18 protein-coding genes and 4 tRNA genes are annotated in these 19,354 nt (G+C 67.7%); 8 read left to right on the top strand and 14 right to left on the bottom strand.

What is annotated here, in order from left to right; translation table 11 throughout:
* Nucleotides 1-3: 3 nt before the first annotated feature.
* From clpX to ACXAFN_RS16225, 7 genes are all read right to left on the bottom strand, one after another.
* A complete protein-coding gene (clpX, locus tag ACXAFN_RS16255) occupies nucleotides 4-1,281 on the bottom strand; it encodes an ATP-dependent Clp protease ATP-binding subunit ClpX (RefSeq protein ID WP_183387195.1) in 1,278 nt (425 codons plus the stop codon).
* Between the two features lie 72 nt (nucleotides 1,282-1,353).
* Nucleotides 1,354-1,974, bottom strand: coding sequence for an ATP-dependent Clp endopeptidase proteolytic subunit ClpP (gene clpP / locus ACXAFN_RS16250; RefSeq protein WP_183387194.1), 621 nt, complete (start codon nucleotides 1,972-1,974; stop codon nucleotides 1,354-1,356).
* Between the two features lie 82 nt (nucleotides 1,975-2,056).
* Nucleotides 2,057-3,415: a trigger factor gene (tig, locus tag ACXAFN_RS16245; RefSeq protein ID WP_474990364.1), complete on the bottom strand. Its 1,359-nt coding sequence runs from the start codon at nucleotides 3,413-3,415 to the stop codon at nucleotides 2,057-2,059.
* Nucleotides 3,416-3,693: 278 nt separating this feature from the next.
* Nucleotides 3,694-3,768, bottom strand: a tRNA-His gene (locus tag ACXAFN_RS16240).
* A 23-nt stretch (nucleotides 3,769-3,791) separates the two neighbouring features.
* Nucleotides 3,792-3,866, bottom strand: a tRNA-His gene (locus ACXAFN_RS16235).
* A gap of 50 nt (nucleotides 3,867-3,916) precedes the next feature.
* Nucleotides 3,917-3,993 (bottom strand) — tRNA-Arg (locus ACXAFN_RS16230).
* Between the two features lie 68 nt (nucleotides 3,994-4,061).
* Nucleotides 4,062-4,138, bottom strand: a tRNA-Pro gene (locus ACXAFN_RS16225).
* 255 nt (nucleotides 4,139-4,393) lie between these two features.
* Between ACXAFN_RS16225 and folD the strand changes: the two genes are divergently transcribed.
* The 4 genes from folD (at nucleotide 4,394) to ACXAFN_RS16205 (ending at nucleotide 7,596) form a co-directional block, all read left to right on the top strand.
* Nucleotides 4,394-5,254, top strand: coding sequence for a bifunctional methylenetetrahydrofolate dehydrogenase/methenyltetrahydrofolate cyclohydrolase FolD (gene folD / locus ACXAFN_RS16220; RefSeq protein WP_474990362.1), 861 nt, complete (start codon nucleotides 4,394-4,396; stop codon nucleotides 5,252-5,254).
* Nucleotides 5,255-5,389: 135 nt separating this feature from the next.
* On the top strand, nucleotides 5,390-5,863 hold the full coding sequence (locus tag ACXAFN_RS16215; RefSeq protein ID WP_474990360.1) for an S-ribosylhomocysteine lyase: 474 nt from the start codon (nucleotides 5,390-5,392) through the stop codon (nucleotides 5,861-5,863).
* 71 nt (nucleotides 5,864-5,934) lie between these two features.
* A complete protein-coding gene (gene mtnN, locus ACXAFN_RS16210; protein ID WP_474990358.1) occupies nucleotides 5,935-6,663 on the top strand; it encodes a 5'-methylthioadenosine/S-adenosylhomocysteine nucleosidase in 729 nt (242 codons plus the stop codon).
* 3 nt (nucleotides 6,664-6,666) lie between these two features.
* Nucleotides 6,667-7,596: an alpha/beta hydrolase fold domain-containing protein gene (locus ACXAFN_RS16205; RefSeq protein ID WP_474990356.1), complete on the top strand. Its 930-nt coding sequence runs from the start codon at nucleotides 6,667-6,669 to the stop codon at nucleotides 7,594-7,596.
* A gap of 82 nt (nucleotides 7,597-7,678) precedes the next feature.
* Here the strand turns inward: ACXAFN_RS16205 and pyrC are convergent, their stop codons facing one another.
* Nucleotides 7,679-8,716, bottom strand: a complete 1,038-nt coding sequence (gene pyrC / locus ACXAFN_RS16200) for a dihydroorotase (protein WP_474990354.1) — start codon at nucleotides 8,714-8,716, stop codon at nucleotides 7,679-7,681.
* Nucleotides 8,717-8,856: 140 nt separating this feature from the next.
* Here pyrC and ACXAFN_RS16195 point away from each other — a divergent pair, with 140 nt between their 5' ends.
* Nucleotides 8,857-9,750 (top strand): DMT family transporter, encoded by an 894-nt coding sequence (locus ACXAFN_RS16195; RefSeq protein WP_474990352.1) that lies wholly within the window; start codon nucleotides 8,857-8,859, stop codon nucleotides 9,748-9,750.
* A gap of 40 nt (nucleotides 9,751-9,790) precedes the next feature.
* A complete protein-coding gene (locus tag ACXAFN_RS16190) occupies nucleotides 9,791-10,231 on the top strand; it encodes a hypothetical protein (RefSeq protein ID WP_474990350.1) in 441 nt (146 codons plus the stop codon).
* A 105-nt stretch (nucleotides 10,232-10,336) separates the two neighbouring features.
* On the opposite strand, the gene ACXAFN_RS16185 is transcribed toward ACXAFN_RS16190, so the two are convergent.
* Together ACXAFN_RS16185 and ACXAFN_RS16180 are read right to left on the bottom strand one after the other, a co-directional pair.
* Nucleotides 10,337-11,578: an NAD(P)/FAD-dependent oxidoreductase gene (locus tag ACXAFN_RS16185; RefSeq protein WP_474990348.1), complete on the bottom strand. Its 1,242-nt coding sequence runs from the start codon at nucleotides 11,576-11,578 to the stop codon at nucleotides 10,337-10,339.
* Between the two features lie 88 nt (nucleotides 11,579-11,666).
* A complete protein-coding gene (locus tag ACXAFN_RS16180; RefSeq protein WP_474990346.1) occupies nucleotides 11,667-12,125 on the bottom strand; it encodes a tellurite resistance TerB family protein in 459 nt (152 codons plus the stop codon).
* Between the two features lie 13 nt (nucleotides 12,126-12,138).
* On the opposite strand from ACXAFN_RS16180, the gene ACXAFN_RS16175 reads away from it, so the two are divergent.
* Both ACXAFN_RS16175 and ACXAFN_RS16170 read left to right on the top strand, forming a co-directional pair.
* Nucleotides 12,139-12,600, top strand: coding sequence for a DUF3592 domain-containing protein (locus ACXAFN_RS16175; RefSeq protein WP_474990344.1), 462 nt, complete (start codon nucleotides 12,139-12,141; stop codon nucleotides 12,598-12,600).
* Between the two features lie 21 nt (nucleotides 12,601-12,621).
* Complete coding sequence (locus tag ACXAFN_RS16170; protein ID WP_474990342.1) at nucleotides 12,622-13,737, top strand: pyridoxal phosphate-dependent aminotransferase; 1,116 nt, start codon at nucleotides 12,622-12,624, stop codon at nucleotides 13,735-13,737.
* Nucleotides 13,738-13,937: 200 nt separating this feature from the next.
* Here ACXAFN_RS16170 and ACXAFN_RS16165 read toward each other — a convergent pair whose 3' ends face one another.
* The 4 genes from ACXAFN_RS16165 to ACXAFN_RS16150 form a co-directional block, all read right to left on the bottom strand.
* Nucleotides 13,938-14,852 carry a glycosyltransferase family 2 protein gene (locus ACXAFN_RS16165; RefSeq protein WP_474990340.1) on the bottom strand — a complete coding sequence of 305 codons (915 nt, stop codon included), beginning with the start codon at nucleotides 14,850-14,852 and terminating at the stop codon, nucleotides 13,938-13,940.
* 71 nt (nucleotides 14,853-14,923) lie between these two features.
* Complete coding sequence (locus ACXAFN_RS16160; RefSeq protein WP_474990338.1) at nucleotides 14,924-15,814, bottom strand: hypothetical protein; 891 nt, start codon at nucleotides 15,812-15,814, stop codon at nucleotides 14,924-14,926.
* Between the two features lie 128 nt (nucleotides 15,815-15,942).
* On the bottom strand, nucleotides 15,943-17,916 hold the full coding sequence (locus ACXAFN_RS16155; protein WP_474990336.1) for a polysaccharide biosynthesis protein: 1,974 nt from the start codon (nucleotides 17,914-17,916) through the stop codon (nucleotides 15,943-15,945).
* 164 nt (nucleotides 17,917-18,080) lie between these two features.
* Nucleotides 18,081-19,247, bottom strand: coding sequence for a polysaccharide export protein (locus ACXAFN_RS16150; RefSeq protein WP_474990334.1), 1,167 nt, complete (start codon nucleotides 19,245-19,247; stop codon nucleotides 18,081-18,083).
* Nucleotides 19,248-19,354: the final 107 nt, after the last annotated feature.

Below are 19,354 nucleotides of genomic sequence, written 5' to 3'. Positions count from 1 at the left end.
ACCTCAGCCGTCGGTGCCGTCGACCCGCGGCTGCTCCTGCTGGGAGTAGATCAGCAGCGGCTCGCTCTCGCCGGCGATCACCGAGGCGTCGATCACCACCTTGGTGACCCCTTCCAGGGACGGGATCTCGTACATGGTGTCGAGCAGTACCGACTCAAGGATCGAGCGCAGGCCACGCGCCCCGGTCTTGCGGGCCATGGCCTTGCCGGCCACCGCGCGCAGCGCGTCCTCGCGGAAGTCCAGCTCCACGCCCTCCATCTCGAACAGCCGACCGTACTGCTTGATCAGCGAGTTCTTGGGCTCGGTGAGGATCTGGATCAGCGCGTCCTCGGTGAGCTCGGTGAGGGTCGCGATCACCGGCAGGCGACCGACGAACTCCGGGATCAGGCCGAACTTCACCAGGTCCTCGGGCTCCACGTCCAGCAGCAGGTCGCCGACGCCCTTGGTCTCGTCCTTGCTCTTGACCTCGGCGTTGAAGCCGATGCCGCCCTTCTCGGCGCGGTCGCGGATCACCTTGTCCAGGCCGGCGAAGGCGCCGCCGACGATGAACAGCATGTTGGTGGTATCGACCTGCACGAACTCCTGCTGCGGATGCTTGCGGCCACCCTGGGGCGGCACCGAGGCGGTGGTGCCCTCGATCAGCTTGAGCAGGGCCTGCTGCACGCCCTCCCCGGAGACGTCCCGGGTGATGGACGGGTTGTCCGACTTGCGCGAGATCTTGTCGATCTCGTCGATGTAGACGATGCCGCGCTGGGCCTTGTCCACGTCGTAGTCGCACTTCTGCAGCAGCTTCTGGATGATGTTCTCGACATCCTCGCCGACGTAGCCCGCCTCGGTGAGCGTGGTGGCGTCGGCGATGGTGAACGGCACGTTGAGCAATCGCGCCAGCGTCTCGGCCAGCAGCGTCTTGCCGCTACCGGTCGGGCCGATCAGCAGGATGTTGGACTTGCCCAGCTCCACGTCGTCCTTGGTGCCGTGGCGAAGCCGCTTGTAGTGGTTGTAGACCGCCACCGACAGCACCATCTTGGCGCGGTCCTGGCCGATCACGTAGTCGTCGAGGGTGTGACGAATCTCGCGGGGGGCGGGCAGACGCTCCTCGTCGCTCTCGGCATCGGCATCGAGCACCTCCTCGCGAATGATGTCGTTGCACAGATCGACACACTCATCGCAGATATAGACGGACGGGCCGGCAATCAGCTTGCGCACTTCGTTCTGGTTCTTGCCGCAGAACGAGCAGTACAGCAGCTTGCCGCCTTCGTCCTTGCCTTTGCCGTCGGCCATTCGCGTACCTCTCTCGCAGCGGCGGCCCGCGGGCCGCCGGGAATCAATCAGAGCGTGGTTGATTTCACGCTATCAGGATGTCGGCCGCTTATCCAGCACGGCGTCGATCAGGCCATACTCCGCCGCCTGCGCGCCGTTCATGAAGTTGTCGCGGTCGGTATCCTTGGCAATGGTCTCGATGTCCTGGCCGGTGTGATGGGCCAGGATCTGGTTGAGCCGCTCGCGGATACCGAGGATCTCGCGGGTGTGGATCTCGATATCGGAGGCCTGCCCCTGGTAGCCGCCCAACGGCTGGTGGATCATCATCCGCGAGTTGGGCAGGCAGTAGCGCTTGCCCGCCGCACCGCCGGCCAGCAGCAGCGCGCCCATGCTCGCCGCCTGGCCGATACACACGGTGGAGACATCGGGCTTGATGAACTGCATGGTGTCGTAGACCGACATGCCCGCGGTCACCGAGCCGCCCGGCGAATTGATATAAAGGTGGATGTCCTTGTCCGGGTTCTCGGACTCAAGGAACAGCAGCTGGGCCACCAGCAGGTTGGCCATGTAGTCTTCCACCGGCCCCACCAGGAAGATCACGCGTTCCTTGAGCAGGCGGGAGTAGATGTCGTAGGCCCGCTCGCCGCGTGCGCTCTGTTCGACCACCATCGGCACCAGGCCGCCGGCGGATTGGATATCGAACTCGTTGCTCATGGGTGATGTCCTTGCATCCGATGTATGGAAGCGACGCCTGACATCCCGCCCGGCGAGCGGGCGGGAGGGCCGGGAGTGACCGTCAGGCCTTGGCTTCGTCCTCGGCCTCGTCGGCGTCTTCCTCGGCTTCGCCACCCTGCTGCTGGGCGGCGGCCAGGGCGTCCTGGTAGCTCATCTCGACGTCCTTGACGGTCGCCTGGCCAAGCAGCACCTCGACGGCCTTCTCTTCCAGAATGGCCGACTTGACCTGGTTCTTCATCTCGTCGTTGCTCAGGTAGTACTCGACCACCTGCTCCGGCTCCTGGTACTGCTGGGCCAGTTCTTCGACCTTGGCCTTGATCTCGTCGTCGGAGGCGTCGAGCTCGTTGACCTTGATCACCTCGGCCAGCAGCAGGCCGATCTGCACGCGGCTCTTGGCCTGCTCGGCGAACAGCTCGTTGGGCAGCTGGCTGACGTCGAAGTCCTCGCCGAGGCCGAACTGCTGGGCGGCCTGACGCTTGAGACCGTCGGTCTCCTGCTGGACCAGGGCCTGCGGCACCGGGATGTCGTTGGCCTTCTTGAGCGCCTCGAGCACCTGCTGCTTGACGCGGTTCTCGACGGCCTGCTCGGCCTCGCGGCTCATGTTCTTGGTGATCTCGTCACGGAACTTGGCCAGGTCGCCGTCCTCGACGCCGAACTTCTCGACGAAGGCCGCATCGACCTCGGGCAGGGCCTGGGCCTTGATGGCATTGACCTTGACCTTGAAGGTCGCTTCCTGACCGGCCAGCTGCTCGGCCTGGTAGTCCTCGGGGAAGGTGACCTTGAGCTCCTTGTCCTCACCGGCCTTGGCACCGATCAGCTGCTCTTCGAAGCCGGGAATGAAGCTGCCGGAACCGATCACCAGGTCGTGACCCTCGGCGCTGCCGCCCTCGAAGGGCTCGTCGCCCAGGTAGCCCTGGAAGTCGATGTTGACCTGATCGCCATCCTCGGCGGCCCGCTCGACCTCTTCCCAGGCGGCGTTCTGCTTGCGCAGGGTCTCGATCATCTCGTCGATGTCGGCGTCGACCACCTGAACCACCGGGCGCTCGACCTCGGTGCCCTCGATGGCGGCCAGCTCGACCTCCGGGTACACCTCGAGGGTGGCGGTGAATTCCAGGTCCTTGCCGCTCTCGTTGACCTCGGCCTCGATCTGCGGGTAGCCGGCCGGATTGAGGTTCTCGTCGGTGATGGCCTTCACGTAGCGCTCGCGCATCACCTCGCCGACCACCTCGTCGCGCACGCCGCGGCCGTAGCGCTGACGAATCACCGACATCGGCACCTTGCCCTGGCGGAAGCCGTCCAGGCGCACGTTCTTGGCGGCATCCTTGAGGCGGGCGGCGACGGCCTCGTCGATTTCGGCGGCCGGCACCTGCACCTTGATGCGGCGTTCAATCTGGGAGGTCGTATCGACGGAAACTTGCATGAAATGTCCTCTACCGACTGGGGCGTGTTCTGTGTGAAAAGCGTGAAACGTTCAAAGGCGAGAATTCTATGAATCCCGCCGGGCAGTGGCAAGCGCCATGGCCCTACATATGGGGATGCGACACCGATTAGACAAGGGCCGGACGTCGATTCTCCGCAAATCGGCCTGACGGCACCCGCGAACACGCCGGCATCCCGCCACGCACGAGGCGTTACAGACGATCGATCGACAAAGCAAAAGGAGAGTTGATGCGAAAAAGCACTTAAGAAGGGAGGCAATGGGGTGGATGATGGGGATCGAACCCACGACCACCGGAGCCACAATCCGGGGCTCTACCACTGAGCTACATCCACCACTGCCTGGGGTGATATCGAAATGGGGTGGATGATGGGGATCGAACCCACGACCACCGGAGCCACAATCCGGGGCTCTACCACTGAGCTACATCCACCACTTCGATCATGCTCGACCGGGCCGAGCCAGCCGCGACGCCATACAGCATGGCGCGCCCAGCAGGACTCGAACCTGCAACCTACGGCTTAGAAGGCCGTTGCTCTATCCGGTTGAGCTATGGGCGCATTCTACGTTCCCGAGCGCCTGTCCGCAAGCCATCGACTGAAATTCTTTCAACTCAATCAACAGCTTGTGGTCGGGGTGGAGGGATTTGAACCCCCGACATCCTGCTCCCAAAGCAGGCGCGCTACCAGACTGCGCTACACCCCGCCGGCTCTTGCACGGCCCTGACGCCGCCGCAGGGGCCTCGTCAAGCGCTGCGTATTCTACGTATCTCTCCGCCGCCGTCAAGCCACAACGCCCGAAGGTCAATCGCTTATCCTACTCCCCCTATCCGGCTTGCACCTCCTCCCTTGTCCCTTGCACCTCACCCCTAGCCCCTTGCACCTCCCCTCACTTTGCCTTCACGCCGGGTCATGCGAAAATCGCCCCTCTTTCACCATCCGACCACCAGAGGGAAACTCGATGACCGCCCAACTGATCGATGGCAAGTCCATTGCCGCCCGAGTCCGCCAGCAGGTCGCACGTCAGGTGCAGGCACGCCGGGAAGCCGGCGGACGGGTGCCGGGGCTGGCCGTCGTGCTGGTGGGCGAGGATCCGGCCTCCGCCGTCTACGTGCGCAACAAGCATCGCGCCTGCGAGGAAGCCGGCATCCAGTCGATCAAGCACCAGCTGCCCGCCGAGACCGGCCAGGCCGAGCTCGAGGCGCTGGTCGACCGCCTCAACGCCGACCCGGCCATCGACGGCATCCTGGTCCAGCTTCCGCTCCCCGACCACCTCGATCCGCGCCCGATCCTCGAGCGCATCCTCCCCCACAAGGATGTCGACGGCTTCCACCCCTACAACCTCGGCCGCCTGGCCCAGCGCCTGCCGCTGCTGCGCCCGTGCACGCCCAAGGGCATCATCACCCTGCTGCAGGACACCGGCCTGCCGCTGCGCGGCCTGGACGCCACCGTGGTCGGGGCCTCCAACATCGTCGGCCGCCCCATGGCCCTCGAGCTGATGCTGGCCGGCTGCACCACCACGGTCTGCCACCGCTTCACGCGCAACCTCGAGGAGCACGTGCGTCGCGCCGAGCTGCTGGTGGTCGCCGTGGGCATGCCGGGCCTGGTCAAGGGGGAATGGGTGCGCGACGACGCCATCGTCATCGACGTGGGCATCAATCGCCAGGACGACGGCCGCCTGATCGGCGACGTGGAGTTCGAGCCCGCCGCCGCCCGCGCCAGCCACATCACGCCGGTGCCCGGCGGAGTCGGCCCCATGACCGTCGCCTCGCTGCTCGAGAACACCCTGCTCGCCGCCGAGATGCATGACGGAATGGCGTGAGGAGCTGGCTCGAGTGTCGAGACCGAGGAGCATAAGCGCGAGGGTGTAGGGGATGCTGGCCGCCACTCCGTGCACCCTTCGTCGCACTCCGGTAGAATGCGCCCCTGACTTTCCACCGACTCGCGAGGTCCGTCGATGAGCGACAAGATGAACGTCGAAAGCTTCAACCTGGATCACACCAAGGTGAAGGCTCCCTATGTCCGTCTGGCCGACATCAAGACCGGCGAGCATGGCGATCGTATCCACAAGTACGACCTGCGCATCTGCCAGCCCAACCAGGACCATATGGAGATGCCCGCGCTGCACTCCCTCGAGCACCTGATGGCCGAGCTGTCGCGCAACCACTCCGACAAGGTCGTGGACATCAGCCCCATGGGCTGCCAGACCGGCTTCTACGTGGCGATGATCAACCACGATGACTACCAGGGCGTGCTCGACCTGCTGGAGGGCACCCTCAACGACGTGCTGAACGCCACCGAAGTGCCGGCCTGCAACGAGATGCAGTGCGGTTGGGCCGCCAGCCACAGCCTGGAGGGCGCCCAGGCGATCGCCCGCAGGATCCTGGCCAAACGCGACGAGTGGACCCAGGTCTTCGCGGAAGAAGGCTGATTCTCTGCTGCGCTGAACCATGAGTTAACTCAAGCCATTACTCCTCACCTTCCCTCGCGGAGAACGGATAGATGAAACGCATCGGCATCATCGGCGCCATGGCCCAGGAAGTCGCCCGACTGGCGGACCTGCTCGAGGATCGCGAGACCCGCACCCACGTCGGCTCCACCTTCCATCAGGGGCGTCTGCATGGCGTCGAGGTGGTGATCCTGCAGTCCGGCATCGGCAAGGTGAACGCCGCCATCGGCACCACCCTGCTGCTGGACATGTACCAGCCCGAGGCGATCATCAACACCGGCTCCGCCGGCGGCTTCGGCGAGGGCCTGGCGATCGGCGACGTGGTGGTCTCCAGCGAGGTGCGCCACCACGATGTCGATGCCGTGGTGTTCGGCTACGAACACGGCCAGGTGCCCCAAATGCCGGCCGCCTACCTGCCCGACGAGCGCCTGGTCAGGGTCGCACGCGAGTGCGTCGAGGCGATGAACGAGGTGAACGTAGTCGAGGGCCTGATCGCCACCGGCGACGTCTTCATGGCCTGCCCCGAGCTGGTCGCCACGACCCGCTCGCGCTTTCCCACCATGCTCGCCGCCGAGATGGAAGCCGCGGCCATCGCCCAGACCTGCCACCTGTACGGCTGCCCCTTCGTGGTGATCCGCGCCCTGTCGGACATCGCCGGCGGCGGCGACAACCACCTTTCCTTCGAGGAATTCCTCGACCAGGCCGCCGATCATTCGACCCGCATGGTCACCGCCATGGTGGCTCGGCTCGCCGAGCCCGCGACCGTTCCCGCCGAGGGCTGAACCATGCTCGGCCGGCGCGTTCGCCTGCTGGGGCTGGCCCTGTGCCTGCCCCTGTTGGCCGGCGGGTGTGCCAGCCAGCGCAGCACAGACGGCGTGCCCGCCAGCGCCTCGACCCAGGCGGAAAGCCCCATCGACACCCCCTTCCGGCGGCTGCCCGAACGCCCCTATACCCCATCGGAATGGCCGGAATCCCTCGCCGCCCGAGTCTACCTGCCCGACACCCCGGGGGATGCCCGACGACCGGCGGCGCTGCTGGTTCACGGCGGCGGCTGGCAACGCCGCAGCCCCGAGGACATGACGCCGATCGCCGAACGCCTGGCCGCCAAGGGCTTCGTGGTGGCCAACATCGCCTACCGCTTCGCCCCGGAATACCGCTTCCCCGCCCAGCTGCACGACCTGCAGGTGGCCATGGCCTGGCTCCACGATCACGCCGATGACTGGCGCATCGACACCGAGCGCATCGTCGGAGTGGGCTACTCCAGCGGGGCCCACCTGGTCAGCCTGCTCGGCGTGCAGCGCGATGGCGCCCCGCTGGATAGCCCCTACGGCGGCGACGCGACGCGCCTGGCCGCGGTGGTGGCCGGCGGCCTGCCCAGCGACCTGCTGAAGTTCGACGACGGCCGGCTGGTGGTGGAATTCATCGGCGGCACTCGCGCCGAAAAGCCCGAGGCCTACCGCCTGGCCTCTCCCGCCCGTCAGGTGGGTCCGGACACCCCGCCGCACTTCCTTTTCCACGGCGGCGTGGACGGCCTGGTCCCGGTGGACCATGCCACCGACATGTATGCCCGCCTGGCCGAGGCCGGCGTGCCCGCCGAGCTTTACCTGCAGAGGCTGCGCGGCCATTTCACCGCCTTCTTGACCCGCAACGGTGCGATGGACGCCGCCCTGGCGTTTCTCGACGAGCAGCTCGCCAGCTTGGAGAAGGAAGAGTGAAGCGAGGCGCCATGCGCCTCGAAGAGGGAAGCAAAAGCCCACTTCCTGCTTCTGCCGGCTCTTCCTCCTTCCCTCTTTCCACTTACCCCTTCAGCTTCCAGCCCAGCGCCTCGCCGGCCTGCAGCGGCACGATCACCTGGCCGTCCGTATAGGGCAGGGTCTCGGGCAGCGTCCAGGGCTCGCGCACCAGGCTCACGGTCTCGGTATTGCGCGCCAGGCCATAGAAGTCCGGGCCGTGGTGGCTGGCGAAGCCTTCCAGGCGATCCAGCGCGCCGGCCGCCTCGAAGGCCGTGGCGTAGAGTTCCAGGGCCGCCGGGGCGGTGTAGGCGCCGGCGCAGCCGCAGGCGCTCTCCTTGTCGCCCTTGGCATGGGGAGCGCTGTCGGTGCCGAGGAAGAACTTGTCGCTGCCGGAAGTCGCCGCCTCGATCAGCGCCTGGCGATGGCGTTCGCGCTTGAGGATCGGCAGGCAGTAGTAGTGGGGCTTGATGCCGCCCACCAGCATCTGATTGCGGTTGAACAGCAGGTGATGGGCGGTGATGGTGGCCGCCACGTTGCCGGGCGCCTGGGCCACGAAGGTGACGGCATCGGCGGTGGTGATGTGCTCGAAGACCACCTTGAGGTCGGGATGGCGCTCCAGCAGCGGCTTCATGACCCGCTCGATGAACACCGCCTCGCGGTCGAAGATATCGATCTCGGCGTCGGTGACCTCGCCATGCACCAGCAGCGGCATGCCGAGTCGCGCCATGGCGGCGATCGCCGCGTCGCATTTCGCCAGGTCGGTAACGCCGGAGTCGGAGTTGGTCGTGGCTCCAGCGGGATAGAGCTTGACCGCCTGGACCAGGCCGGAGGCATGGGCCCGTTCGATCTCGTCGGCCGTGGTGCGATCGGTCAGGTACAGCGTCATCAGCGGCTCGAAGTCGTGCCCTTCCGGCACCGCGGCCAGGATACGCTCGCGGTAGGCCAGCGCCTGCTCGGTGGTGGTCACCGGCGGCTTGAGGTTGGGCATGATGATGGCGCGTCCCATCTGGCGGGCGCTGGCGGGCACCACCAGGGACAGCACCTCTCCATCGCGCAGGTGGAGATGCCAATCGTCGGGGCGGGTCAGGGTCAGAGTGGTCACGATCTATCCTGTCTCGGCGATTCCGGGGATGGGCCTCGCGGCCCGGCGATGGCGGCAGTATACCGGAATGCGGCCAGCCAACGGGACGCGATTTTGTTGGTCTGCTAAGATAGTTCGCCGTTCGCCATCCCCGGAGCGCCATGACTGCTCGTCCCGACTCCCGGCCCCCCATGCGGGCCGATCTGCTGCTGTTGCTGGTCACCCTGCTGGCCGCCGCCGGCTGGATCTTCTCCAAGGAGGCCCTGGCCGGCCTGCCGCCGCTGCTGTTCATCGGCACGCGTTTCCTGCTGGCCGGCGGCCTGCTGGCCCTGTTCGCCCTGCCGCAGCTGCGTCGCCTCACCGCCCGGGAGCTCGCCAGCGCCGCGGCCATCGGCCTGCTGTTCAGCATCGCCCTGGGCTTCTGGATCCTGGGCCTGGAGCACTCCCACCACCTCGGCGAGAGCGCCTTCATCAACAGCCTCGGCATCCTGCTGGTGCCGGTCATGGCACGGCTGTTGTTCGGCGACCGGCCGCCCCGCACCACCTGGATCGCCCTGCCGGTCGCCCTGCTCGGCTTCGCGCTGCTGTCGCTCAACGCCGGCTTCCGCTTGGAACCCGGCCAGTGGCTGATGGCCGGCGCGGCGCTGTGCTTCTCGCTGCTGATCAATGCCAACTCGCGGGCCGTCAAGCGCCTGCCCGCCTTGCCGCTGACCGCGGTGCAGCTCGGCGTGGTGGGGATGGTGCTGGGCCTGGTGTCGCTGGCGGTGGAGCCCTGGCCCCAGCGGGTAGAGAGCCACATCCTGGCCTGGCTGGCGGCCAGCGTGCTGCTGGCCAGCACCCTGCGCTTCTTCCTGCAGATTCACGCCCAGGGGCTGACCACGCCGAGCCATGCGGCCGTGATCCTGATGCTCGAGGCCGTCTGGACGGCCCTGCTGGCCGCCGCCTGGTACGGCGAAACGATGAGCCCGTTGCAGCTGGCCGGCTGCAGCCTGATCTTCCTGGCCCTGCTGATCAATCGCTGGTACTGGGTGCGCAAGTTCGTCAGGCGACGCTGATCTGCCGTATCATGCGCGCTGAGTCATCCTAGGAGACACCATGCCGAAGGTACGTCACTACGCCGACCTCGTCGCCATCCTGGCCGGCCTGATGTGGTTGCTGGTCTACTGGTCGGTGAGCTATTCGGTCTACATCGACAACATCGAGCCGACCCTGGCCGCGCTGCTGGTGGCCGGCACGCTGATCCTGATCAGCTTCGTGCATCGCCCCATCCGCGTGCTGCTAAGCCGCTACCACGTGCGCAAGCGGCGCACCGAGATGTGGATGCATATCCTCGCACTGCCCCTCGGCCTGGCCTTCCTGCTGGCCATCCTCATCGATCACCTCATCACGCCGCTCAGCGGCATCCAGAAGATGCTGCTGTTCAACGTGCTGGCCACCGCCGGCTGGCTGGTGTTCATCGTCACCCTGGCGGTGAAGCTGCTGATCCACCTGATTCTGGAGAAGCGCCGGGCGAAGGGGCGCGAGACCCAGCGCTGACCGACGCCCGCCCCTCCCGCTCGGGCAGCGCCTGGACGCCTTCTGTCGTCTGCCCGGGCCCGGTCTCGCCGCGCCGGGCCCTGCATTCCCGGCCGAAGGCCTCGCCTAGAAACGATCGACCCGGAACGGCTCCATGGCGATCGACGGGGCTTCGCCGTCCATCATCTGCGCCAGCAACTGCCCGGTGGCCGGCCCCAGGGTGAATCCCTGGTGGCCATGACCGAAGGCGCACCACAGCCCCTCCTGACCGGGCACCGGGCCGATCACCGGCTTCATGTCCGGGGTACAGGGCCGCGCGCCCTTCCACGGCTCGGCATCGAGCCGCTCGCCCAGCGGAAACAGCCGGCGCGCTTTCGCCTCGGCAGCGGCCAGCTGGGCGAGGTGCGGCGGCGCCTCCAGGCGCTCGAGTTCGGCCCCGGTGGTCAGGCGAATGCCCGCCTGCATCGGCGCCAGCAGGTAGCCCACCTCGGCGTCCATCACCCAATGGTTCAAGCGCGCCTCGCCGGCGGTCCCGTAGTGCATGTGATAGCCGCGCTTGACGAACAGCGGCACCGACAGGCCCAGCCGCTCGAGCCATTCCCGGGACCAGGGACCGAGCGCCATCACCAGCGATTCGGCCGAGAACTCCCCCGCCGAGCAGGCGAGCCGCCAGCCGCCCGACTGCGACGACAGCTCCTCGATCTCGGCCTGGACGATGCGCCCACCCTCGGACTCGAAGGACCGGGCGTAGGCCTGTACCAGGCCGCCGGGGTCGGCCACCGTCCAGGGATCCAGCCAGTGGATGGCACCCACCAGGCCGGGGGCCAGGCCGGGTTCCAGCGTGGCCAGGGCCGCGGCGTCCAGGGCGCGATAGCGCACGCCGAAACGCGCGGCATTCTCCTCGGCCTCCGCCAGGCTCTCCGCCATGGCCGCCTCGTGGCGGTACACCTCCAGCCAGCCGTCGCGACGCACCAGCGCCTCGGCCCCCGCGGCCTCGATCATCGGCGCATGGGCGTCCAGGCAGCGTTCGATCAAGGACGCGTACTCCGGCACGATCTGCCGGTAGCGACGCGGAGAGGAGTTTCGCCAGTAGTGCATCAAGGGGCCCGCCGCACGCAGCATGCCGCCGGGCCGATAACGGATATCCACCTGGCGATTGGGCAACACCCGCAGCAGGGTGCCCAGATCGCGGGGAAACGGATAGGGCCGGACCGCCTCGCGCTGGATGATGCCGGCATTGCCGTAGGAGGTCTCCCGTCCCGGCGACCGGCGATCCACCAGGGTCACCGCATGGCCCCGGCGAGCCAGGTGCCAGGCCACCGAAACCCCGACCATGCCCGCGCCCAGAACGATGATGTCACGCGCCATTTGCATCTCCCTTGCTGCACCAACCTGGCCCGCCGGAGGGCGAGCCGTGAGCCTCCATTCTAGCCCGAGACCGGCGGCCAGGCCGAGCTCAGCCCGGGCGTCGGCCTTCCTCGTCGAGCTTGGTGCGAATGAAATCGCCATGCTTGACGTGCAGCAGCTCGGCCAGGCGGCGGATGCGGTGCTCCTCGAGGGGATCCTTGACGCCGTCCACCAGCGCCAGCGACCACATCAGCCCCACCAGCGCGACCCGCTCGTCGTAGTCGCAGCCGTCGCGCACCGCGCGCAGGAAGCGATGATGATCCACCGCGTTCTCGGTCTCCTCGCGGGCCTGCCGGACAAGCATCGCCGCCTCGTCCGCGGTCAGCGCGAAGCGCTCGACGAGAATCTGCTCCAGCCGCGCCAGTTCCGCCTCTTCCAGGCGATAGTCGGCACGAATCACCTCGCACAGCAGCACGGCGGTGGCCAGGGCCCGGGTGGGCTCGGCCTTTTCAGGGGAACGCCCAGGCGCCATCATGTCCTGGAAGATACGTTGCAGGGACTGGATCATAGGGACTCCCGACATGCCCGACATTACCCCCCTCATCGCCCTGGCCAGCGGCGTGGGCGCCGCCCTGGCGGCGCGCGGCGCATGGCGGCGACGCGCCGTCAATGCCTGGCCGACCGCCGAGGCCCGGGTGGACCATACCGAGGTGGAAGTGGTCGACGACCATCACCGCCCGGCGGATCGTGACGACCACCCACGGCGCTTCCTGGCCCGGGTGCACTATCGCTTCGCGGTGGAGGGGAGCGCGTATCGCTCCGACAACGGGCGCTTCGACGACGTTCCCTCCTTCGCCAGTCGCGAGGCCGCCGAGGCGTTCCTGGCCCGCACCCCGCCCGGCAGCCCGCTGAGCATCCGTTACTCGCCCCGCCGGCCGACCCTCACCCAGTACGGCGAACGCCGCCTGCCCACCGCACGCCTGGGCCTGACGGCCTTCCTCGCCCTGCTGTGCGTCGCGGCCCTGTGGCTGTCGCTACGCTGATTCGACCCTCACGGAGACCCCATGCCCCGTTTCGCCGATCATCTCTACGCCCCCGGCCCCGACAATCCCTTCCCCGGCATCAAGGTGCTGGAACGCCGACTGGGGCGCGAGATTCCCCATCGCCTGGGCTCCAACGAGGGCCTCGACATGCCCCACGCGGCGCTGCGCCGACACTTCGGCGATGCCATGGTCGAGCACGTCTACTGCTATGGCGACGCCGAGGCGCTCGGCATTCGAAGGCGGCTCGCCGACCAGCAGGGCATCCCCCTGGACGCCCTGCTGGTGGATGCCGGTGCCGACAGCCTGCTGGCCCTCGCCCTACGCGCCACCGCGACCCCGGGCGTCACCGCTATCGCCTCGGCCGGCACCTATCCCACCTTCGGCTACTTCGCCCGCGCCCAGGGATGCCGCCTGGTCGAGATCGACTATGACGAGGGGCCCGACCGGCTGGCCCCGGACCTGGAGGCCCTGGCAACGGCGGCCCACGCCGAACAGGCGCGGCTGGTCTACCTGGCCAACCCGGACAACCCCAGCGGCCACCTGCACGACGACGCGGCCATCCGCCGGCTGCGCGAGGCGCTGCCGGAAGACTGCTGGTTGCTGCTCGACGAGGCCTACCACGACTTCCGCCCGGACGCCGACTCCGCCTTCGCCGCGGAGGTGCTGCCCGGGGTGATCCGCTGTCGTACCCTCTCCAAGGCCCACGGCCTGGCCGGGCTGCGGGTCGGCTACGCCATCGCCGACCCAGAGACCCTGGCGATGCTGATGAAGGTGCGCATCCACTACGCGGTCTCCACCCTCTCCCAGGCCGCCGCCGAGGTAGTACTCGACCATCCCGATGAAACCCGAGATCACATTGCCGCAGTAATCGAGCGGCGCGATCGGCTGAGCGCCCATTTTCACGCGCTCGGCGCCGACGTGCTGCCCAGCGCCACCAACTTCATCGGCGTGCGCCTGGCCGACGCCGAGGTGGCCCGGCGAGTGCACGCCGAGCTGCTCGACGACGGCCGCTTGATCGCCCGGCCCGCCCATCCGGGGCTCGGCCATGTACTGCGCATCACTGCCGTGGAGGACGCCCTGGTACCGGGCCGGCTGGCGGCGCTGGAGCGGGCCCTAGTGTCCTGCATCAGCAGTTGACGGTAGAATTCTGGCGGCCCCTTGCGCCGCCATGCCGCGTTGCCATTTCTCGCCATTGCGCCGCTATGCCTCGTCGCGGCGCCTTGCCTGGCGACCCAATGCGCTCGCCATCTCTTCAACGAACCTTCGAAACAGGACACTAGACGAAGGCTGAGCCGGACCGAGGGGACGACAGGCGCGGCGGTGCGCCGCCCCCCGGCTCAGCGCCGCCGCTCGCGCCACCTCTTGCCGCTCGGCAGCGGCAGCGCCAGGGCCTGATAGAGATGGCTGGGGCGCAGGGCCGCCAACCGCAGGGTACGCAGCTCGTCCCACACCGGCTGCCCCTGGCGCTTCTTGTCACTCGCCAGGGACAGCAGCTTGCGATTCACCGCCGCCCTCAGGTAATGGCGCTCGCACCGCCCCAGCAGGGCCTCGCCCTCCTCGCGGATAGCCACCCAGGAAGTCGGCCCCGGTAGCGAAACAAGCGCGTTCTCCGCCGTGTCTCGCCGGAGAACGCAGAGGCTGGTGACGGTAGCATCGTAATGAATGGCCTCCAGAACGCACAGCGCCCGCAACCAGAACACATCGTCACGCCGGCCGTGGTCGCGGCCGTCCGGGAAGCCGCCCAACGACAGGAAGCGCTCGCGCAGGATGCAGGCGCCATTGGTGTGGATGAAATCGTTGCGCGCCAGGGCGGCCAGGGCCTGGTGCCGGCTCAATACCCCGGGCGCGGGCGCGGCCACCCTGGGCAGGCGCTGATGATCCTCCATCATCTGGTAGGCATTGAGAAACAGCTCCAGATGCGGATGGGCGAGAATGCCATCGGCGAACTGGGAAAGGTGGTCGAAGAGCAGCAGGTCGCCGGGATCGAAGAACACCAGCCAGCGGCCACCGGCCTGCCAGGCGCCGTGATTGCGGGCCTCCTGCCCGGCCTGCTCCACATCCGCACGAGGCAACAGGCGCAGACGCCCCTGCTCGGCCTCGCGTTCCAGCAAGGCCAGCGCGTCCCCCGAGGCCCCGCCGTCGACGACGATCAACTCGTAGTCGTGGAGCGTCTGTTCGTACACGCAGGCCAGCGCCGAGGCCAGCGCGGCCTCCTGGTCATACACCGGCATTACCAGCGAAAACTGGGGCATGGTTCCATCCTCATTGCCGCCCTCGCCGGAGGACGGCCGCCACTAACATATACCCTGCCCCAACCGGCGCCTCAGGCGCCTCGCCCGTCCCGCAGGCCGCCTCGCCCCGCCAGGCGCGTCAACTGCCGCTGCAGCAGCAACACCGCGCCCAGGCCGAGATCGAGCCCCCGTCCCAGCTGCAGGCGCCACGCGCGGCTCTCCTCCAGGGCGTGCATCATGGCCAGGTCATTGAGGTCGACGAGGCGTCGACGCCGCTGCTTCAGGCACTTCAATTGCGGGAAGGCGGTGAACTTGAGGCCGTCCACCACCAGGTGATAGCGCTCGTCCTGGAGCAGGATCTGCCGGTCGCGCCCGTGATGGACCAGCAGCTCGTCGCCGGCCCGAAAGGGGGCTGCATCGTCGGCCACCTCTTCCCGGGACAGCAGGACGAGCTCCCGGGCGCGGCGTATCCCGTAGAGCTCCAGCACCACGCCGGCATCCACCAGCACGTCGGAGGGCGACAGCCCCTGGCGCGCCACGATTGCCTGAATCGACGCCACCCGCCGCTGCCACTGCCAGCTCGCGCGGCGCTCATGGCGAGCGTGATTGAGGAAATGCACGCCATGGGGATTGAGCAACAGCGATGCCAGCGCCGCCACGTCGTCCGGCTCGCTCAACAGCAGCCAGTCGCCCTCACCGAAGCGTTGCGGCGCCCCCATGCCGGCTGCCAGCACCAGGCACTTGACGCTCAGGCGCAGCTCGCCGTGCACCTCCCGAGGCCAGTCCGGCGGCAGCGGGGCCAGCCGGCCGGCGAGGTACCGCCAGGCCTCCGGCAACAGGCCGATCTCGTGGCCCTCCAGCACCACCCCCGGTGGTGGCGGTGCCTCGCGCCATTCCCACAGCATCGGCCGCAGGGCCAACAGCGGCACGCCCTCCTCCGGCTCGCCGGCGGCGGGGGGACGGTAAGGCCCCTCGCGGATCATGGCCCTTCCCCGGGCAGAACCGGTATCGCGCAGCGCTTCGCCATGCGGGACGGCCCGGGGCCTACCCGACCTCCCCGTGGTCCCACGTTACGACATTGCATGGCGATACCTCCCTGTCGAGTCATCGGTCACGCCGAACCGGATGACCGGAAACGCTCCTGAAGCAGCGCGGCAAGCGACGTCGGCGAAGACCCCGCCGTGGGCTCGATGGGCGGACGCGCGCGTTTCGCCTGCCAGACCAGATCCACCAGGCTGCCCTCGGGCGCATAGCCGAGCGGGCCCTGGAGCAGCAGCTGCTGGATGCGCCCGTGCTGGGAGCCGAGCATGGCGCCATGCAGCTCGACCAGGTACGGCTCGAGTGCCTCCCAGGCCCAGTAGGCCTCGCGGGAGGTCATGATGCGCGGGTGCCGGGTCGGGCTCACCTCCTCGCCGATCAGCAGTTCCTCGTAGAGCTTCTCGCCGGGGCGCAGGCCGGTATAGACGATCTCGATGTCGCCCTCGGGGTGCAGGTCGTCCTTCACCTCCAGGCCGGAGAGCCGCACCATGCTGGCGGCCAGATCGGCGATGCGCACCGGCTCGCCCATGTCGAGGACGTACACCTCGCCGCCCTGGCTCATGGCGCCGGCCTGGATCACCAGCTGGGCCGCCTCGGGAATGGTCATGAAGTAGCGGGTGATGTCCGGATGGGTGACCTCCAGCGGCCCGCCTCGCTCGATCTGGCGACGGAACAGCGGCACCACCGAGCCGCTGGAGCCGAGCACATTGCCGAAGCGCACCATGCTGAAACGCGGCAGTCCAAGTCCCGGGCGATCGGAAAAGGCCTGGCAGATCAGCTCGGTCAGGCGCTTGGTGGCGCCCATCACGTTGGTGGGGCGCACCGCCTTGTCGGTGGACACCATCACGAAGGTATCGACGCGGGCCTCGATCGCCGCCAGCGCCAGCGTCAGGGTGCCGAAGACGTTGTTGCGCAGCCCCTCCACCAGGTTGCACTCCACCATCGGCACATGCTTGTAGGCCGCGGCGTGGTAGAGCGTCTGGACGTGGAAGCTGCTGAGGATCTCGCGCATGCGCTCGCCCTGCTGCACCGAAGCCAGCAGGGCATGGAGCTCAACGCCGCTTTCCAGCCGCTGGAGCTCCTGCTCGATGGAATAGAGGGCGTATTCGGAGCTGTCCACCATCACCAGGGCCCGCGGCCGCTGGGTGATCGCCTGGCGGCAGAGCTCCGAGCCGATGGAGCCGCCGGCGCCGGTCACCATGACCACCTTGTCGGACAGGTTGGCCGCCATCAGCTCGGGAAAGGGCGGCACCGGCTCGCGGCCCAGCAGGTCCTCGACCTGGACGTCGCAGGTATCCGTGACCCGGGCACGCCCCGAGACCAGATCCTCGGCCCCCGGGATGGTCTGCACGGGAATCGACAGCCGGGCGAGTCGCTCGAGGATCTGCCGCCGGCGACAGCGCGGCACGCTGGGCATTGCCAGCAGCACCACCTCGACATCGAGTCGCTCGATCCAGGTCTCCAGCTCCTCCGGCGCCAGCACCGGCAGGCCCTCGACCAGCGAGCCCTGCAGCCCCCGCCAGTCATCCACGAAGGCCCGGGGACGATAGCGGCCCCCATGCTTGAGCGAACGCGCCAGCTCCCCGCCCGCCACCCCGGCGCCATAGATGATCACCGAGCGCCGCTGCGGCCGTCGGCTCAACTCATAGAGTTCGCGCAGCAGCAGCCTCACGCCGCCGATGCCGGTGATGGCCAGCAGTGCGAACACCGGCGCCACCTGCCAGCTTACGGTCCCGAGCAACACGAAATCGAAAGTGAGCAGGAACAATACCATCAGCGACACCCCGATCATCAGCGAGACCAGAGTGCCCAAGGGCATGAAACGCAGCACGATGCGATAGACCCCGAGCGGTCCCAGGATCAGCGGCGTGGTAGCGGTCACGCTACACAGGACCAACCAGGTCTGCGGAGAGGAAAGCGTATCCATTCGCCCGACCAACGCCACGGCCAACACGAGAGAGGCGAAGACCACCAGGGTATCGATCAGCCGCAACAGACCACGTTTATAGCGACGTGGGAGTCTTACCAGTACTTCGAACTGGTCCATAACGAATTCCCTGCATTGCCCTGTCGTTGTTATCGTGATCGGATGCCGCCCCCCGACCGGGCCAGTGGCTCGTCGGCGCCTAGGCCACTGGCTTTTTCTTTATTCCGTGTCTCCAGCAATCCATCGCCTCCGGGCCCCCGTTCAACCTCACACCGCCTCCGCGCTTACAAAAGTCCAGCCTCATCTACCGATCCCCCCACATCACCCGGCAGCGATAGGGTCGGCAGCAGCAGCGAAATCACGTTGTTCCAGCGCGCCAGCGGGGCCGCCGTGACGTAGACGACGTCCTGAGGACGCAGCGGGAAGCGCGTGCCCAGCATCAGACGCGTGGCATCTGTGATATCCAGTTGATAGACCGTGGCCAGCTTCTCGCCGCCGGCCGGCTCGCCACGTACCACGAAGATGCCGGAGGGTTCGGCGCGGAACTCGTCGACGCCACCGGCACGGGCCAAGGCATCGGTCAGGGTGATGCGTTCGTTGCCCAGGGCAATGGCACCGGGCCGGGTCACCTGCCCGAGCACCACCACGTTCTGGTTCTCGGCGGTGGGCACGTGCAGGATGTCGCCGTTTCTCAGCAGACGATTCTGGGTCAGGTCGCCGCGGCGCAGCAGGTCATACAGTGAGAGTCGCTGCTCCTGACCATCGCGGGTCAGCAGCACGTTGTGCCAGTCGGCATCCGGGCGCGCCCCGCCCGCTTGACTGATGGCATCCAGCACCGTCAACGGCTCGATACCGATCGGCACCATGCCCGGGGCCTGAACCGCCCCGCTGACATAGGCCTTCTGCGAACGGAAGGCCGCCACGCTGACCTCCACCTGCGGGTCGGTGATCACCCGCGACAGCCGACTCGTCAACAACCGACGCGTTTCTTCCACGGTTCTTCCGGCGACCCGCACCCGGCCGGCGTAGGGATAGAACATGGTGCCGTCAGGCTGCACACGGTTACCGGTTTCCGAGGCCGACCGCTCGGCCCCCGCCGGGATGGTCAGCTCGGGATGGTCGTAGACGATGATGCTCAGCACATCCCCGGGGCCGATCAGGTACTCGTAGTCGGCCACGGCGCTCTTCAGCGCCAGGGACGCCGGCCTGGCCGACTGTTCCATGGCTGCACCGCTCGACAGGGTATCGACCAGATCGACCGTGATCGGCACCAGGTCCACTCGCGCGTCGAGACTGTCTCCGGCAGTATCCGGATCGATATGTCCCCCGGGCGACAGGGCACAGCCGCCGATCGACAACATGGATCCCAGCAAGACAACATGTAACAAAAGGTGTCTCACCACGGAGCCACCACCCTGGCACTGAGGCGCTTCGGCATGTGTCGCCCTCATGGCCTGCCTCCTTCGGATTCCCGTCACGCTACCGCCAATAGGGTGCCGTCTGGCGTCAGCCCCTGGCCCGACTGGTACCGCCCCGCACGCTCCGTGGCACTGAGGTT

The organism is Halomonas sp. ABH4_019 (assembly GCF_056159885.1).
Note: the sequence above shows the minus strand (reverse complement) of the source record. Positions and strands in the feature narration are given on the sequence as shown.

Coding starts and splice junctions, on each gene's coding strand:
- mtnN (WP_474990358.1), top strand. CDS start 5,935: ATGAAACGCATCGGCATCATCGGCGCCATGGCCCAGGAAGTCGCCCGA.
- tig (WP_474990364.1), bottom strand. CDS start 3,415: ATGCAAGTTTCCGTCGATACGACCTCCCAGATTGAACGCCGCATCAAG.
- ACXAFN_RS16190 (WP_474990350.1), top strand. CDS start 9,791: ATGCCGAAGGTACGTCACTACGCCGACCTCGTCGCCATCCTGGCCGGC.
- ACXAFN_RS16175 (WP_474990344.1), top strand. CDS start 12,139: ATGCCCGACATTACCCCCCTCATCGCCCTGGCCAGCGGCGTGGGCGCC.
- ACXAFN_RS16160 (WP_474990338.1), bottom strand. CDS start 15,814: ATGATCCGCGAGGGGCCTTACCGTCCCCCCGCCGCCGGCGAGCCGGAG.
- clpX (WP_183387195.1), bottom strand. CDS start 1,281: ATGGCCGACGGCAAAGGCAAGGACGAAGGCGGCAAGCTGCTGTACTGC.
- ACXAFN_RS16215 (WP_474990360.1), top strand. CDS start 5,390: ATGAGCGACAAGATGAACGTCGAAAGCTTCAACCTGGATCACACCAAG.
- clpP (WP_183387194.1), bottom strand. CDS start 1,974: ATGAGCAACGAGTTCGATATCCAATCCGCCGGCGGCCTGGTGCCGATG.
- ACXAFN_RS16150 (WP_474990334.1), bottom strand. CDS start 19,247: ATGAGGGCGACACATGCCGAAGCGCCTCAGTGCCAGGGTGGTGGCTCC.
- folD (WP_474990362.1), top strand. CDS start 4,394: ATGACCGCCCAACTGATCGATGGCAAGTCCATTGCCGCCCGAGTCCGC.
- ACXAFN_RS16195 (WP_474990352.1), top strand. CDS start 8,857: ATGACTGCTCGTCCCGACTCCCGGCCCCCCATGCGGGCCGATCTGCTG.
- ACXAFN_RS16205 (WP_474990356.1), top strand. CDS start 6,667: ATGCTCGGCCGGCGCGTTCGCCTGCTGGGGCTGGCCCTGTGCCTGCCC.
- ACXAFN_RS16170 (WP_474990342.1), top strand. CDS start 12,622: ATGCCCCGTTTCGCCGATCATCTCTACGCCCCCGGCCCCGACAATCCC.
- ACXAFN_RS16155 (WP_474990336.1), bottom strand. CDS start 17,916: ATGGACCAGTTCGAAGTACTGGTAAGACTCCCACGTCGCTATAAACGT.
- ACXAFN_RS16185 (WP_474990348.1), bottom strand. CDS start 11,578: ATGGCGCGTGACATCATCGTTCTGGGCGCGGGCATGGTCGGGGTTTCG.
- ACXAFN_RS16180 (WP_474990346.1), bottom strand. CDS start 12,125: ATGATCCAGTCCCTGCAACGTATCTTCCAGGACATGATGGCGCCTGGG.
- ACXAFN_RS16165 (WP_474990340.1), bottom strand. CDS start 14,852: ATGCCCCAGTTTTCGCTGGTAATGCCGGTGTATGACCAGGAGGCCGCG.